The organism is Alcaligenes sp. LTN-3, assembly GCF_059735605.1.
On the sequence record NZ_JCAPDN010000003.1, the window covers coordinates 251,675 to 267,238 of the forward strand.

The following is a 15,564-nucleotide window of genomic DNA, read 5'->3' on the forward strand; positions in this document are numbered from 1 at the left end:
GCTGCGGCCTTAACTTGTTTTTTGTTTGTAGCGGAGTTCCAGACCCCATGCATGCCAAGCTTTCCGGTAAGTTGCAGGCCCGTCCACACTATGTTGACGAGGTCTATCGCATCCTGCTCGATGCCATCAGCGACGGCTCCCTGGCCCCCGGCTCACGCATCACTCAGGAAGACATTGCTGAGCAGCTCAAGGTGTCACGCTCACCCGTCTTGCAGGCCATCCAGTTGCTGAAAAAAGATGGACTGCTACAAGACGCTGAAGGGCGGGGCGTGATGGTGGCTCCGCTGAGTCTGGAACATATCGGGCATCTGTACCAAGTGCGGGGTGCCTTGGAAGCATTGGCAACCAAGCTGGCGGCACGTCAAGGCGCCGTGCTGGATCCGGACCTGATCCGTCTGGGCCGCAAAGTGGCTCGCGGCCACGACGTACGCGCCATGATCGAAGCCGACGAGGCCTTTCACAAAGCAATTTACGAAGCATCGGGCAACCCCATGATCGCCGAAAGCGCGCAGGTTCATTGGGTACACCTACGGCGTGTCATGGGTGCTGTACTGCAATCGGCAGAACAACGCCTGTCCATCTGGGACGAACACGAGGAGCTGGCTGCGGCCATTGCGTCGGGCGACGAAGCCAAAGCACTGACCATCTGTGAGCGACATATGCACAATGCCAGTGAAAAATTGCTAAGCCGCTTACAGGAAATCCTGGAGCAGCCCGCCTGAAACCAACCCCCCCCCTTTTCTTACAAAGGGGGTGTTGGTTTCCGGTCCTCGGAATTAACTTCATAACGCAACCAGCCCGCAATCACAGAAGCACCATCTGCTCTATCCTTGGGATGAGTGCGACCTTCGTAAACAGGTATCTCCTTAAAGTCGAAAGGGCTCATCGCCTCGATGCACGCCACATTGACACCATATTGTTCGGGATTGGAGCGGCGTTGATGGAAAGTATAGATTCCGCAGTGCGAACAGAAGTAATGCCTGGCCTGCCCTGCGTTGAATTGATAAAGCGTCAGCGCATCCTGGCCTTGCTCGACCTGAATATCAGCCAGATTCGCCGACACAGCTACCGCCCCACGCATACGACAATAAGAGCAATTGCAGCGACGCGCGGATCTCAAGCCGTCACAAAGCCGCACGTTAAAACGGACCGTGCCACAGTGACAGGCGGCTTTGTAAATGGAGCAGGCATCAGGATAGGTTTCAATCATGGAAGGCCTCTCTAAACTGCAAGCCAGATTATTCGAATAAGTGCAGAACTGTATAAAAGTCACACCATTCTACCGATGGCTATGCAACCGGGGAGTCTGCAGTGAGAAACTTGAACTGAAATGCAGAGCCATGTGAGACGACGTGACCCGCTGTTGGGCCTGCAAAGTGGCCGGTCAACAATATCTTCGAGTTATCGGCACAACTCTCAAGCAGATTCAGTCGGGAACGCAGTGCGGCTGCTTCATTAAAATCAGCGGCATTAGACAAATGAGGGCGTGCGCACTGGATCGGATGATGGATGACATCTCCCGACATAATGGCGTGTTCATGGCCGTGGCAAATATGTACAAGCAAGTTTCCGGGAGTATGGCCAGGCGCACTTTCTACATACACATCGGTTCCTAACTCGGTCATGACCTGATCACCAGCATCCACGAAAATAGCCCGGCCTGCTTCGACTATCGGCAACACACTATCGACAAAGGAGCCACGATTGATCGGCGCGGTCGGATTATCAAGGTTGAGGCGGTGGTAATAATCGAACTCCTGCCGACCCATCAGATAACGAGCACGCGGGAAAGTCGGTACCCAACGACCATTGTCAAGCCTGGTATTCCAACCGACGTGGTCTGCATGCAAATGTGTACACAAGACCAAGTCTATGTCTTCGGGCCGCAGACCTAAGCGTCCAAGATTGTCCAGATAGCGTGTGTTCAAACGATGCCATGCAGGCATTGAAGGGCGTTCTTTATGGTTACCGTTGCATGTGTCGATAAGAATATTGCGGCTTGGCGTACGAATCAGGAAAGAATGAAAACTCAGCTTGAGCTTTCGGCTGACCTTGTCGATGCAGCTAGGGTCCAGCCAATCAATCTCAGCGTCAATATCCTTAGCTTGAATATTGGGAAAGAGCCAGTCCCCCGCCAGATCCATACTGGCGATCTCAATGACCTTTTCAATACGGGCCTTTCCTATGTCGATCGGTATCATAGAAAATAACTCTCTGTCTTTATTGTGGGTAACGAACGGCTATCCGTAAAGGCATGGGCCTCTATTCAAGATTGAGCTTTGCGTTAGCGATGACCTGCCCCCAACGGGTTTTCTCATCTGCAATGAAGCGCGCCAATTGGGTGTTGTCGGCCAGAAACGGCACCATCGATTGGGCCTTTAACGAGTCGAGCATCGCAGGGTCCGCCAACGCTGTTTGGATGAAATCGCTTACTGCTTCGATCACGGCCGGTGATGTCTCTGGGGGGGCGGATACGGCGAACCAATTGCCAAGATCAACAGAAGGCCCGCCTTGCTCTTGAAGGGTAGGCAATTCAGGCCACAGTTGGCTGCGCTGCGCTGCGGCGTAACCTAGTGCCGTGACCGATCCCGAGCGGTGAGCCATAGCCAGTGGCATGGGAGCCAGGAATAAATCCACTTCGCCTTTTAGCAGGGCTTGCATGGCATTGCCGCCTCCTTGATAGGGAACATGCACCATTTCAGGGATCTTCATCTCCTGCTCCAAAAGCAATACGCCCAGGTGAGCGCTACAACCCATACCCCATGAGGAATAGGTGAGACTCTGGGTTTTGGCAAGTGCCGCCAATTGGGCCAGATCACGAACGGGTAAACCCGCACGAACCATAAGTACCGTACCAATACGGGCGATGGAGGCCACCGGAACAGCGGCTTCGATCTTTTGCCGACGACTTGGATACAGAAAGGTGTTGAGCACACTCGTATCAAGATTGGTAATTTGATACGTCAGCCCGTCGGGTTTCGAGGCATAGATGAGATCGGCAGCGATATTGCCTGCTGCGCCAGGACGGTTCTCAACAACCCAGGGTTGGCTGGAGATCCCTTGCAAGGCCTTGGCAAGAATGCGTCCCACAATGTCCGCACCACCACCCGGCGTGTAAGGAACCATCAATCTGACTGGCCTGTTAGGGACCCAGGTAGATTTCGCAAAGGAAACAGGTAAGTGTGCGATGAGAGGGATTGTCCCAAGCAGGCCGAGCAGTTGGCGGCGCGAGGATGAGTAGTGGTTCAACCTTGAGTGATGACGCATTGTTGTCTCCATATATGGATTGATGCGGTCGTGGTTCGACCGTCAATGTCTGCTTATCGTTGCCAGACCTGTTGCAAGCCAGCTCTGGCCCGCATGGTTACCGTGAAAAATTCGCACGGCAAACGCAAGCTCAACAGGGCGGAAACCTGCATTTTGCGAAGATTAAGTCGCCTGATTCATTTAAACAATCAATATTTTTATATTTTTATATATTTATTTTTTTAATGTATTTGAACTCATTGATTGCTCTGATCTGTACCAATCAGACGACCTGGGGCTCCGTTCTTATCCATACGGCAAGACCGTCAAAATTGCGTCGCAAATAGTGGACGCACACCTCCATGCGATCCCTGCTTATTGGGACGCAGGCCCAGATAGCCTCATTGAAAGTTGATTCATGGAGAACGTTTTAGCTCTAAAAACATTAATTTTATTGATGATAAACAATCAAAAATTGTCGATTGTTTTTATGTATCTACGGACTTAACCTACTGGCAATAAGCAAGAACAGAGGCATCGCGTAGGCAAAATGAATGAGTACGTAGACTACATAATTGTCGGCTCCGGGCCGGCTGGATCGGTTATCGCCAGACGGCTAAGCGAACAGACCTCTAACAGCATTTGCGTGTTGGAGGCCGGCCAAAACGACAACAATTTTTTCATCCGCGTCCCGGTCGGTTTCGTCAAAACGCTATACAGCGGCAAGTTCACCTGGAACTACCAAACGGAGCCTGCACAGGCAACGAACAATCGCATCATTGCGATGCCGCAAGGGCGAGTCGTGGGTGGGTCAAGCTCCGTTAACGGACTGGTGTACTCACGTGGCCAACGCGAAGACTTCGATGACTGGGAAAAACTGGGAAACTCTGGCTGGGGATACGCCGATGTTCTCTCTTATTTCAAACGCTCGGAGCGTCGGGTGGGAGAATGCGACCCTGATTTTCGTGGCTTGACGGGCGAGCTTCCTATTACCAACCCAGATTGGAGCTCACCATTGTGTGAGGCCTTTATTCGAGGTTGTGAAGAGTTCGGAATCCCGCGCAATACGGATTACAACGGTGCAGAGCAGCTCGGCACAGGGTACTTCCAACGCTACATTTACCAGAATAAACGTGTCAATTGTTCGGATGCTTTTTTACGTCCAGCACTCAAAAGTGGGCGGGTGCAGCTTAAAACGAACGCCACTGTTTCGGAAATCTTATTTGAAGGTCGACGCGCCATTGGCGTCAAATATCTGCGTAATGGCCAAACGCATACGCTCTATGCCAACCGTGAAGTTATCCTCAGCGCAGGAGCGGTAAATTCACCAAAAATATTACAACTGTCGGGGGTCGGACCTCACGAGCTGTTGGCAGGGCATGGTATTGAGGTCAAACATGCATTAGCCGGCGTGGGCGCCAATTTTCGTGATCACTATACCGTTCGCAGTATCTCGCGAGCCAAATCAGCGCTCACGCTCAACGAACTGTCCAAGGGGTGGCGATTAGGTAGAGAGATCGTGAGATGGTTTGCAGGCAAGCCCAGCATCTTGGGGTTGAGTCCCTCAATGGTGCATGTGTTCTGGAAAACACGTTTCAGCCCTCAGCGCGGCGATGTTCAGATCTTGTTTACCCCAGCCAGCTACAAGCCCGGCAGCAACTATGTCTTGGACGATATGCCAGGCATGAGTACCGGGGCGCGCCAACAACGGCCAGAGAGCAGCGGCTATGTACACATTCAGTCTAAAGACCCACTGCAGGCACCGTTGATCCAGCCCAATTTCCTCGAACATGAATTGGATCAGCGAACCCTTGTCGAAGCGCTCAAGCTTGCACGGCAGTTGATGACAACAACGGCGATGGCCCCCTATTTGGTCAACGAATTGCAGCCGGGCAAAGACGTGCATCGAGATGACGAATGGCTCGACTACGCACGTCAAAAAGGCACGACCGGCTATCACATGGTAGGCACATGCAAAATGGGACGCCAGGACGATCCCATGGCTGTTGTGGATGCCCAACTACGCGTCCACGGTATGGAAAATCTGCGCATTGCGGATGCGTCGATCATGCCGCAAGTCCCTTCTGCTAACACCTTGGCAGCCAGTTTGATGATAGGCGAAAAAGCCGCTGACATGATTTCAGCACAGTAAAGCACACTATTCTTGGAGGTACCACGATGCCCACAGATTTTCCCGACGCACTTGTTAACGTTTCTTCATTGAGTTTAATCGCCGGTGTCCGTGTGAACAGCGGCGCGACCTTTACGGTCTACAACCGCTATACCGGTAAAGCCATCGCGCAGATCGATCAAACTTCGCAAGAGCATATCCGGCAAGCCGTGATCGCAGCACGGCTTAACCTAAAGAAAGCACCTGATGGCTATGAACGTTCGCGCATTTTGCGTAAAGCGGTAGAGCTGATTACGGCGAGAAAGCAGCAATTTATCGACGTGATGACCCTGGAGGCCGGCTTCACCGTGAGTGAAGCATCCAATGAGATCGCTCGAGGGTTGGATACGCTGGAAATCTCGGCAGAAGAGGCCAAGCGGATTTGCGGTGAAATGATCCCTATGGATGGCAATCCAGGTCAAAAGGACCGTCTCGCCTTTACGCTGCGTACCCCTGTCGGAATCGTGTGTGCCATTACGCCATTTAACGCGCCTTTCAACGCGTTGTTGCATAAAGTCGCCCCCGCGATCGCTGCTGGCAACGCTGTCATTATCAAGCCTTCAGGGTACACCCCATTGACGGCCAGCCTAATTTGCGACGTCTTGCTGGAAGCCGGTTGGCCGGCGGAATTGTTATCGCTGGTACACGGAGAAGGCGCACAGGCTGGCGAGTGGCTATTAGACGAGCAAGATATCAACTTCTATACCTTTACGGGCAGCACACGTGTGGGCCGCCTCATCCAGCAAAAGGCAGGCCGACGCCGTACGCAGTTAGAGTTGGGAAGTATTGCTTGCACAATCATCTGCGACGATGCGGATCTCGAGTTTGCACTGCCCCGCATTCTGCGTGCAACGTTCCGAAAGGCAGGCCAAGTATGCACATCTATTCAGCGCTTATACGTGGCGCAATCACGTGTCGCTGAGGTAACGGCAAGTTTAGAGAACGCGGTTCGCGCTCTCAAAAGTGGGGATCCACGATTGGGCGACACCGATGTGGGCCCGATGATCACCGAACAAGAAGCGATACGCGCTGAATCGTGGATCAAGGAGGCGGTCAATATGGGAGCGCAGCTCGTTGCAGGAGGGCAGCGCGACAAGTCTGTGTTGGCACCCACGATTCTGTCTAACGTGCATTCAGGCATGAGCGTATTTGACCAGGAAATTTTTGCGCCAGTCGTCACACTCTTGCCTTTTGAGACAGTCGCAGAAGTGATCGAAGGAATCAACTCCACCCCTTATGGCCTTGCGGCAGGCGTGTTTACGAACGATGTCAATACGGCCTTTCATCTGGCTCGTCATTTGCAAGTGGGCGGTCTGCACATTAATGAAACGTCCAGCTCTCGTAACGATGGTATGCCCTATGGCGGTGTCAAGGATAGCGGCTACGGTTTCGAAGGGCCGAAGTATGCAGTGCGGGACATGACTGACGAGAAAGTAGTGACATTCTCGCTGCGTCATCCTAAGTAACTCGTTGGTGTTGAGAAAAAAATTTCTAATAAAGAGGAGATAAAACCATGCAACCAAAACCTATTATCAAACGGCGTTGCAACCTGACCAGCCGTGTGTGTACGGCCATATTCGGCGTGATCTTGGGAGGCAGCGTACAAGCGGGTACCTATCCAGAGCGACCGATCAGTTTGATCGTTCCGTATACCGCAGGCGGGCCGACCGATGTGTTGGCGCGTGCGATCGGCGAAGGCTTGGCTAAAGAGCTCAAACAAGCCGTGGTAGTGGAAAACACTCCCGGCGCAGGTGGCATTATTGGCCAGTCTAAACTAGTCAGGGCCGCACCCGATGGTTATACATTATTGTTGGGTAACGTTGGCACATTGGCGGCGAATGCGTCCGTTTACAAGGATTTGCCATACAACAACCTGGAGGATTTCACTCCAATTGCTTCGGTTGGTGATGCCCCACAGATTTTGTCGGCACGTATTGATTTCCCTGCCAAGGATTTGGATAGCTTTGCCGCTTACGCGAAAGCCAATGCCGCATCCATGAATTTCGGGGATGCGGGCGTCGGGTCGGGTGCCTTTTTAGGGGCAGTCTTACTGAACGCAACATTGGGTATTAATGTGGGGGCTGTCCATTATCGCGGTGCGGCGCAAGCGACGGCAGATGTGATGGCCGGCCACATTGACTACACGGTGGAAAGCAGCAGTACCGCAGTGTCGTCGATTGCCTCGGGTAAGGTAAAGGGGCTGGCCGTGCTCAGTCCAGAACGGGTGTCGGTTTTGCCTGACGTGCCTTCGGCTGGCGAATCTAGCTATAAGAATCTGAACTACACCATCTGGAATATGGTGGTGGTCAAAAAGGGCGTACCAGAAGAGATCACCCAGAAACTGAACGTCGCCCTTAACCATGTACTGGCTCAACCCGACTTGATGGCGCGATATCAGAAAATGGGATTGACCGTGCCCAGCGAAAGTCATCGCTCCCTGGCGGGCTCACGTAAACTGCTGACAGATGACATCGCTCGCTGGCGTCAGTTGTTACGCGACGCAGGTATCAAGCCGGAATAAACAAGGGTCGGTCTTGATATCCGATGCAAACGCCTGTGGGCGGGGTGGCGTCAAGACCGACTTAACGAAAGGTGGAAATTGTCTTGGCAATATCCACCAATTTGCGAATGACCGTCTGGCTTTGATCCATGCCCCAAGCCGCATTAAACGGAATAGGCGCAAAAGCAGGAGCATCTTTTAGTACTACTAATTCGCCGCGCTCCAGCTCAGACTCAATAAGAGGGGCGGTCATGAGTCCGACGCCCGTCCCTCTGCAGATCAATTCCTTCAAGGTCAGTATGCTGCTGCAAATATCGACCTTCACTTTCAGATTATGGTCTTTGATGAGCTGCATCAAGACCGGATGCAATGGCGACTCTTTTGAAAGCGACCATACAGGCTGACTTTGTAGAATCTGTAGCCAATTTTGGTCGGACTGTTTACCATTTCGCCCCACAAGGTCAGGCGCTCCTACCAGCAACACATCGGCAACACCGATCGGCTCGACATGAAACCGATGATCCGTGTGTAGGGAGTGAGTAGCCAGAAAGACCAAATCCAACTGCCCGTTCTCTAGTTTGCTGACGCTTAATGAGGTCTGTCCGACCTCTACTTCAAAGCTAAGCTGTGGCATCGTGGCTCTCGCCGTCTTAATGAACGTTGAAAACCACGTTTGCCCTATCAAGCCGGCAATACCCACACAGATCAAGCCGGATGCATGCGATGCATCATCGAGCGAATAAATGACGTCATCAATGGCAGCCAACAAGGGTTTAATCTGCTGAACAAGCTCACGCCCTTGTGTTGTGAGATCCATCCTACGTCCACGCTTATGAAACACAGGAAAACCTATACGGTCTTCGAACTCGCGCATACGCGCCGAGACCGTAGGTTGAGTGGTGTGCATATAATCGGCTGCCGCCTGAAAACTGCCCTGCTGGGCAATACGGCACAGCGTCTGAAGATGCAAGATAGTGATCTTAGTCATCAATTTCTTATGAAAATTAGCTTATCAAAAGCTAGAGCAATGGCCCGTGACGCTTCAAACCCATAGTCTAACAGGGTCAATAGCTCCAAGCGTTGAGAGGATGGAGCCGCTATGAGCAAGCAGAGCGAGGCTTTGCGGGGGTGTCATCAATTCCGTGTTCAAGGCAGGTTGAACATCCGACATCATGCGCAAGACGCTGAAATAAACCAGGACACCGCGCCACCAGCCCCTTTGATGATTGATGCAGGTACAAAAAAGCGCTCAAACAAAGTATGTTTGAACGCTTTTTCATGACTGGTTTCCCAAAACTCAGGCATCCAAGCTCTGGACTTGATACGTCTTTGGCTTGCCACAGCAAGAACCAAAGGTCAGGAGAGCGTTAACCCTCTTCTACAAACTGCCGCACCTCGGCGGGGGTCAAATAACGCGACTCACCTGGCTCCAGACTGGCGTCCAAAGAAAGAGAGCCAATGCGCTCACGATGCAAGGTCTGAACCAGGTTTCCCAGGGAAGCAAACATACGTTTGACCTGATGGTATTTCCCTTCCTGAATAGTCAGCCTTGCGGTACGTTCATCAATGCGTTCCAGCACGGCTGGCAGCGTGGGCTTATCCTCGCCATTTAACAAGATACCGGCCTTGAACAATTCTTCTGCATTGTCAGGCAAAGGCTCTGCCAAGGTCGCTACGTAGACCTTATCGCACTGATGGCGAGGCGAGATAATCCGATGCGTCCACTGGCCATCATCCGTAATCAAAATCAAACCGGTGGTATCCACATCTAATCGACCGACGGTATGCAAACGCTCACGCTTGTCTACATCGATCAGCATCATCACGGACGGGTAGGCGCTATTTTTAAGGCTGCATTCGTAACCAGCGGGCTTATTGAGCATGATGTAACGCAGGCCAATCAGGGCAAGCGGCTCGTCGTCCCAGCACACCACATCGCCCTCTTGTATAACGTGGGTGCCCTTGGTCACCACCTCGCCGTTAACCGTGATTTCCCCGCTTTTAAGCACTTTACGCGCGTCTGAGCGACTCAGATCCGTACTCTCACCAAGAAACTTGTCCAGTCGCATTCCATTTCCACACAAATAGTTATTGAATAATTTACAGCGTCATCACGATCGATCAAGGGGCCTTGCAAGGCCGACACCCCTTCTTTTTCGTTCATTCTAAAGTAGGGTGAATCACTGCAAGTAGACCACACAAGCTTGATTGCGCGCTGTTCCCTTTCTGGAGCGCGTGGCTCCAAAGCGGCTAACTAACCCAGCCATTGATCAGCCGGTATGTGCTCTAGCAGATTCATTGAACCAGCCCAAAGCCCCCTAATCCTTAGGACTCGGAGCGCATCCGTCATCACCAAAAAAATGAGCCCCAGCAAGCACGCCGGAGCCCATTTTATTCATCCGCATCACTGCGGGTTTTTTCACAAATTCCTGAGATCGGTTTTCATCAAACCGGGAAGCTTTCAGGAACGGTGAACACCGATAGCCTTAAATATCCAGGTTCCCCGCCTGCAAGGCATGGGATTCGATAAAGGCACGACGTGGCTCAACGTGATCACCCATCAAGGTGGTGAAGATTTGATCCGCATCGATCGCATCAGCGATCTGGACGCGCAGCAGGCGGCGCACGGTGGGGTCCATGGTGGTTTCCCACAGCTGGCTGGGGTTCATTTCACCCAGACCTTTGTAGCGCTGTTTACTCAGGCCACGCTCGGCTTCGGTCAATAGCCATTGCATGACTTCACGGAAATCATCCACCTGGGTTTCACGACGCTTCTCGCCTTCACCACGGGCAACCATGGCACCATCACCGATCAGACCGGCAAAGATCTCGCCAGCACGGGCCAGGGTTTGGTGATCAGCGCCGCGCATGAAGTTGCGGTCAAACACCGTGACGCGGATATTGCCGTGGTGCAAACGTTGCACCACTACGCGCCAGGCTTGGCTGCCTTCATCGAAGGCAGCAAAAACTTTAACCACGTTAGGAAGGGTTTCGTCAAACAGGACTTTTTCCAGATCCTGGGCGCTTTGTTCGGCCGCTTCCTGCGTATCCAGGTTCAGCTTCACGCCTTCGGCCAACGCCGATAAGGCATCGCCGTCCATATGACGCGACAGACGTTCAATCACGCCCTTGGCCTTCACGTAGCGGTGAGCGTAATCAGAAAGAGCCTCGCCGGTGATAGGCGCACCGCCTTCGGAGGGGGTCAACACCGCATCGCGCAGGGCCAGCTTCAGCATGAATTCGGCTTCCTCGGCGTCGTCCTTCAAGTAAAGCTCTTCACGACCCACCTTGACCTTGTACAGCGGCGGCTGAGCGATATAGACATAGCCGCGCTCGATCAGCTCGGGCATCTGACGGTACAACAGTGTCAGCAGCAGGGTACGAATGTGAGCACCATCCACGTCCGCGTCAGTCATGATGATGATGCGGTGGTAGCGCAATTTGTCGATATCAAAATCCGGGCCGATGCTGGTGCCCAGAGCAGTAATCAGAGTGGTGATCTGCTCGCTGGAAATCAAACGATCGAAACGGGCTTTTTCTACGTTCAGCACCTTGCCACGCAACGGCAAAATGGCCTGGAACTTACGGTCTCGACCTTGCTTGGCCGAGCCGCCTGCGGAGTCACCCTCCACAATGTACAGTTCGCACAGGGCAGGGTCTTTTTCCTGGCAATCAGCCAGCTTGCCCGGCAAGCCAGCGCCTTCCAGCACGCTTTTTCGACGTGTCATTTCGCGGGCTTTACGAGCCGCTTCACGCGCACGGGCTGCTTCTACAATCTTGCCGCACAACGCCTTGGCGTCGATAGGGTTCTCCAGCAACCAGGTTTCCAGGGTACGGCCCACGGCTTCCTCAACCGCTGGACGCACCTCGCTGGACACCAGCTTGTCTTTGGTCTGGCTGCTGAACTTGGGCTCGGGCACCTTCACCGACAGCACGCAAACCAGGCCTTCGCGCATGTCATCACCCGAGGTGTCGACCTTGGCTTTCTTGGCCAGTTCGTTGTCGGCGATGTACTTGTTCAGCACGCGGGTCATGGCCGCACGCAAACCGGTCAAGTGGGAGCCACCGTCACGCTGGGGAATATTGTTGGTGAAACACAGCACGGTTTCAGCGTAGCTGTCGTTCCACTGCATGGCCACTTCAACCGATACCGGTGTGCCACCGGCACTGGACTCGGTCGCCACGCTAAACACGTTAGGGTGCAGCGGAGTCTTGTTGCGGTTGATGAAATCCACAAAGCCTTTGACGCCACCCAGGAAGGCGAAGTCCTCTTCCTTGCCCTGAATTTCGTCAACCAAACGGATCTTCACGCCGTTATTCAGGAAGGACAGCTCGCGCAGACGTTTGGCCAGAATTTCGTGGTGATATTCAATATTATTGAAAATCTCCAGGTCGGCCAGGTAACGCACGCAGGTGCCGGTGCGACCTTCTGCCTTGCCAGTCACGGCCAGGGGAGCTGTGCGCTCGCCACGGCGAAACTCGACCTGGTGTTCATTGCCGTTGCGCCAGATGGTCAGCAACAGCCATTCGGACAGGGCGTTCACACAAGACACACCCACACCGTGCAGGCCGCCAGACACCTTGTAGGAGTTCTGGTCGAACTTACCGCCCGCGTGCAGTTCGGTCATGACAATTTCAGCGGCGCTGCGCTGGTGTTCGTCATCTTTGTGGATATCGGTTGGAATACCGCGGCCGTTATCGCACACCGAAATGCTGTTGTCGGAGTGGATGGTGACGACGATATCGTCGCAATGACCGGCCAAGGCCTCATCAATCGCGTTATCCACCACCTCGAACACCATATGGTGCAGACCGGTGCCATCGGAGGTGTCCCCGATGTACATGCCTGGACGCTTGCGCACGGCCTCCAGGCCTTTGAGCATTTTGATGGAATCAGCGCCGTAATCGGCTGGCTGGGCGGTCGTGGTTTGATCGGTCATAGCATAAAACCTTGTAATAGCCTGTCTGCTTCAAGCCGGTATGGCCCGGCGGGCCATACCTGTCGAACATGCCGCATTAGATGCGCATCGGCATGACCACGTACTTGAAGTCTTCTTGCTCGGGCAGCGTCATCAACACAGAGGCGTTGGCATCAGGCTGCACAGACCAGCGGACTGTTTCATCCTTGATGCTGGCCAACACATCGAGCAAGTAGCTGACGTTAAAGCCAACGTCCAGACTTTCGTGTTCGTAATCGATATCCAGCTCTTCAACAGCTTCTTCCTGCTCGGCATTGGAAGCGGAGATCTTGAGCTGGTTTTGCGACAGTTGCAGTCGCACGCCACGCAGTTTGTCCGTGGTCAAAATGGCAGCACGTTGCAGGCTGCCTTGCAACACTTCACGGCTGACATCAAAGTGGCGGGTGTAGTTGGAAGGAATCACACGCGCAAAGTCGGGGAATTTGCCTTCAACCAGTTTGGAGACCAGCTCCACATCGCCAAAACGGAAACGGATCTGACGGCTGGACACATCAATATTGACCAGATCGTCGGTATCGCCCAGCAGACGCTGCATTTCCAGCACGGTCTTGCGCGGCACGATGATGTCGTGGCGCTCCTGCACGCCATCAATTGCGGTGGCATTATGAGCCAGGCGGTGGCCGTCGGTGGTAACCGTACGTACAAGACCGGGTTCAAACACCAGCAACATGCCGTTCAGGTAGTAACGAATGTCTTGCTGGGCCATGGCAAAGTGCACCGTGTTGAACAGGTGCTTCAAGGTGCGCTGAGGCATGCTCAGCGACACGTCCCATTGCTCGGGCAGGTTCAGCACTGGAAAATCCGCCGCATCCAAGGTCTGCAACTGAAAGCGGCTCTTGCCGGACTGGATGGTCAGCTTGCCGCTGTCCAGGCCCAGGCGCACATCACCAAAGTCGGGCAGGGCTTTCAGAATGTCGAGCAGCTTGCGGGCCGCCACCGTGGTGGCCGCATTGTCCTCACCCACGCCAAAGTCGGCATTGGTGGTGATCTGCACTTCCAGGTCGGTTGCCAGAAAAGAGACATCAGAGCCGTTTTTACGCAGCAGGATGTTGGCCAGAATCGGCAAAGTATGGCGGCGCTCCACAATGCCAACTACTGTGGATAAGGGCTTTAGCAATGCGTCGCGGGTAGCTTGAACGAGTTGCATGGTCATCCTTTGAGAGTTTGTTCCAGTACGTGTAATGCGTGATTCAGTTCGGCTTGCTTGGTGCGTGCATCCGAGATTTTACGCACCGCGTGCAGCACCGTAGTGTGGTCCCTGCCACCGAAAAGATCGCCAATTTCCGGCAAACTCTTTTGGGTCAGTTCCTTGGCCAGATACATGGCCACCTGGCGCGGCATGGCGATATTGGCGGGGCGGCGCTTGGAGTACATATCCGCGACCTTGATTTTATAAAAATCGGCCACGGTTTTCTGGATATTTTCCACTGTGATCTGCCCATTGGAGACCGACAGCAAATCCTTCAGTGCATCCTTGCACACTTCCACCGTCAGGACGTCGCGGCCATGGAAACGCGCGTAGGCCGAAACCTTGCGCAGCGCCCCTTCCAGCTCGCGCACGTTGCTGCGCAGATGCTTGGCAATAAAGAAAGCCACTTCTTCGGGCATGGCAATGCCTTCGGCCTGAGCTTTGCGCAGCAAGATCGCTACACGCATTTCCAACTCGGGCGGCTCGATTGCCACGGTCAGACCGGAGTCAAAACGCGAGATCAGGCGGCTATCAATATTAGCCAGCTCTTTGGGATACGTATCCGAGGTGATGATGATCTGCTTGCGCTGGGCCACCATCGCTTCAAAGGCGTAGAAAAACTCTTCTTGCGTACGATTCTTGCCAGCGAAAAACTGAATATCGTCAATCAGCAGCAAGTCCAGCGAATGGTAGTAGCGCTTGAACTCGTCAAACGCCTTGCGCTGATAAGCCTTGACCACGTCCGACACGTATTGGTCGGCGTGAACGTAACGGACGCGCACACCATTGCCATTGGCGACCAGCGCATTGCCAATCGCATGAATCAGGTGGGTCTTGCCCAGACCCACGCCGCCATACAGAAACAGTGGGTTATAGGAGACACCGGGATTCTCGGCCACCTGCAAAGCGGCCGCGCGTGCCAACTGGTTGGCTTTACCCGTAACGAAATTATCGAAAGTTAATTCGGCGTTCAGTCGCGAGCGATCCTGTACCGCATCCACCACCGCCGTCATGGCCGGGTTGGCAACAGGCGGGGCCAAGTTATCACCGGCCGGGCTGCCTGCAGGCACAGGAGCGGCACGATCGGCCAGGGCGCGACGCGGCGCCGCGCTAGCCGAAGGCAGCTCGAACTGAACCGTAACGGGACATTCGTAGAAATCCGAAGCCAGTTCCTCGATACGAGTGGCGAAATTCTTGCGAACCCAATCGAGCTTGAAACGATTGGGCGCAGTAACGCGCAACACCCCGGCTTCGCTGTCGAAGTCCAGGGGAACCAGTGGACGTATCCACGCACTTATTTGTTGTGGGGGAAGCTCCTGCTCCAATTTCTGAACGCAGGACTGCCAGAATTCATTCATCGGTCATCACTTCTGTAAACCTCGATTCTACCCTGAGCTGTACCAAGTTATCCACAGGCTAACAAATTTAGTTGCGTAATATCGGGCTAAATAATTGACACAACAGAAAGAATTTGCTGAAA

At 53.6% G+C, this 15,564-nt stretch carries 12 protein-coding genes; 4 read left to right on the forward strand and 8 right to left on the reverse strand.

The window, feature by feature from the left end; genetic code table 11:
• The first annotated feature begins 47 nt into the window (after window positions 1-47).
• Window positions 48-722, forward strand: a complete 675-nt coding sequence (locus tag AC6I6N_RS14070; RefSeq protein WP_094195127.1) for a GntR family transcriptional regulator — start codon at window positions 48-50, stop codon at window positions 720-722.
• 20 nt (window positions 723-742) lie between these two features.
• Here AC6I6N_RS14070 and AC6I6N_RS14075 read toward each other — a convergent pair whose 3' ends face one another.
• The 3 genes from AC6I6N_RS14075 to AC6I6N_RS14085 form a co-directional block, all read right to left on the reverse strand.
• Window positions 743-1,210 (reverse strand): GFA family protein, encoded by a 468-nt coding sequence (locus AC6I6N_RS14075; RefSeq protein WP_108726998.1) that lies wholly within the window; start codon window positions 1,208-1,210, stop codon window positions 743-745.
• A 79-nt stretch (window positions 1,211-1,289) separates the two neighbouring features.
• On the reverse strand, window positions 1,290-2,201 hold the full coding sequence (locus tag AC6I6N_RS14080) for an MBL fold metallo-hydrolase (protein WP_249460671.1): 912 nt from the start codon (window positions 2,199-2,201) through the stop codon (window positions 1,290-1,292).
• A 61-nt stretch (window positions 2,202-2,262) separates the two neighbouring features.
• Entirely contained in the window at window positions 2,263-3,126 is an 864-nt protein-coding gene (locus tag AC6I6N_RS14085; RefSeq protein ID WP_230019577.1) for a tripartite tricarboxylate transporter substrate binding protein, read from the reverse strand.
• 670 nt (window positions 3,127-3,796) lie between these two features.
• Here AC6I6N_RS14085 and AC6I6N_RS14090 point away from each other — a divergent pair.
• From AC6I6N_RS14090 to AC6I6N_RS14100, 3 genes are read left to right on the forward strand one after another with little or no spacing between them, the layout of a single operon-like run.
• Complete coding sequence (locus tag AC6I6N_RS14090) at window positions 3,797-5,398, forward strand: GMC family oxidoreductase (RefSeq protein WP_094195123.1); 1,602 nt, start codon at window positions 3,797-3,799, stop codon at window positions 5,396-5,398.
• A gap of 26 nt (window positions 5,399-5,424) precedes the next feature.
• Window positions 5,425-6,882, forward strand: coding sequence for an aldehyde dehydrogenase family protein (locus tag AC6I6N_RS14095; RefSeq protein ID WP_094195122.1), 1,458 nt, complete (start codon window positions 5,425-5,427; stop codon window positions 6,880-6,882).
• Between the two features lie 47 nt (window positions 6,883-6,929).
• Complete coding sequence (locus tag AC6I6N_RS14100; protein WP_094195121.1) at window positions 6,930-7,937, forward strand: Bug family tripartite tricarboxylate transporter substrate binding protein; 1,008 nt, start codon at window positions 6,930-6,932, stop codon at window positions 7,935-7,937.
• A gap of 61 nt (window positions 7,938-7,998) precedes the next feature.
• Here the strand turns inward: AC6I6N_RS14100 and AC6I6N_RS14105 are convergent, their stop codons facing one another.
• The 5 genes from AC6I6N_RS14105 to dnaA form a co-directional block, all read right to left on the reverse strand.
• Window positions 7,999-8,904, reverse strand: a complete 906-nt coding sequence (locus tag AC6I6N_RS14105) for a LysR family transcriptional regulator (protein ID WP_094195120.1) — start codon at window positions 8,902-8,904, stop codon at window positions 7,999-8,001.
• A gap of 379 nt (window positions 8,905-9,283) precedes the next feature.
• Window positions 9,284-9,985, reverse strand: a complete 702-nt coding sequence (locus tag AC6I6N_RS14110; protein WP_094195119.1) for a pseudouridine synthase — start codon at window positions 9,983-9,985, stop codon at window positions 9,284-9,286.
• A gap of 417 nt (window positions 9,986-10,402) precedes the next feature.
• Window positions 10,403-12,856, reverse strand: a complete 2,454-nt coding sequence (gyrB, locus tag AC6I6N_RS14115; RefSeq protein ID WP_094195118.1) for a DNA topoisomerase (ATP-hydrolyzing) subunit B — start codon at window positions 12,854-12,856, stop codon at window positions 10,403-10,405.
• A 76-nt stretch (window positions 12,857-12,932) separates the two neighbouring features.
• Entirely contained in the window at window positions 12,933-14,042 is a 1,110-nt protein-coding gene (dnaN, locus tag AC6I6N_RS14120) for a DNA polymerase III subunit beta (RefSeq protein WP_162496888.1), read from the reverse strand.
• A gap of 2 nt (window positions 14,043-14,044) precedes the next feature.
• A complete protein-coding gene (dnaA, locus tag AC6I6N_RS14125) occupies window positions 14,045-15,442 on the reverse strand; it encodes a chromosomal replication initiator protein DnaA (protein ID WP_094195116.1) in 1,398 nt (465 codons plus the stop codon).
• Between the last annotated feature and the right edge of the window lie 122 nt (window positions 15,443-15,564).

What these genes read in the sequence shown, in the direction of transcription:
- AC6I6N_RS14070 (WP_094195127.1), top strand. Translation starts at nt 48, where the DNA reads ATGCATGCCAAGCTTTCCGGTAAGTTGCAGGCCCGTCCACACTATGTT.
- AC6I6N_RS14075 (WP_108726998.1), bottom strand. Translation starts at nt 1,210, where the DNA reads ATGATTGAAACCTATCCTGATGCCTGCTCCATTTACAAAGCCGCCTGT.
- AC6I6N_RS14080 (WP_249460671.1), bottom strand. Translation starts at nt 2,201, where the DNA reads ATGATACCGATCGACATAGGAAAGGCCCGTATTGAAAAGGTCATTGAG.
- AC6I6N_RS14085 (WP_230019577.1), bottom strand. Translation starts at nt 3,126, where the DNA reads ATGGTTCCTTACACGCCGGGTGGTGGTGCGGACATTGTGGGACGCATT.
- AC6I6N_RS14090 (WP_094195123.1), top strand. Translation starts at nt 3,797, where the DNA reads ATGAATGAGTACGTAGACTACATAATTGTCGGCTCCGGGCCGGCTGGA.
- AC6I6N_RS14095 (WP_094195122.1), top strand. Translation starts at nt 5,425, where the DNA reads ATGCCCACAGATTTTCCCGACGCACTTGTTAACGTTTCTTCATTGAGT.
- AC6I6N_RS14100 (WP_094195121.1), top strand. Translation starts at nt 6,930, where the DNA reads ATGCAACCAAAACCTATTATCAAACGGCGTTGCAACCTGACCAGCCGT.
- AC6I6N_RS14105 (WP_094195120.1), bottom strand. Translation starts at nt 8,904, where the DNA reads ATGACTAAGATCACTATCTTGCATCTTCAGACGCTGTGCCGTATTGCC.
- AC6I6N_RS14110 (WP_094195119.1), bottom strand. Translation starts at nt 9,985, where the DNA reads ATGCGACTGGACAAGTTTCTTGGTGAGAGTACGGATCTGAGTCGCTCA.
- gyrB (WP_094195118.1), bottom strand. Translation starts at nt 12,856, where the DNA reads ATGACCGATCAAACCACGACCGCCCAGCCAGCCGATTACGGCGCTGAT.
- dnaN (WP_162496888.1), bottom strand. Translation starts at nt 14,042, where the DNA reads ATGCAACTCGTTCAAGCTACCCGCGACGCATTGCTAAAGCCCTTATCC.
- dnaA (WP_094195116.1), bottom strand. Translation starts at nt 15,442, where the DNA reads ATGAATGAATTCTGGCAGTCCTGCGTTCAGAAATTGGAGCAGGAGCTT.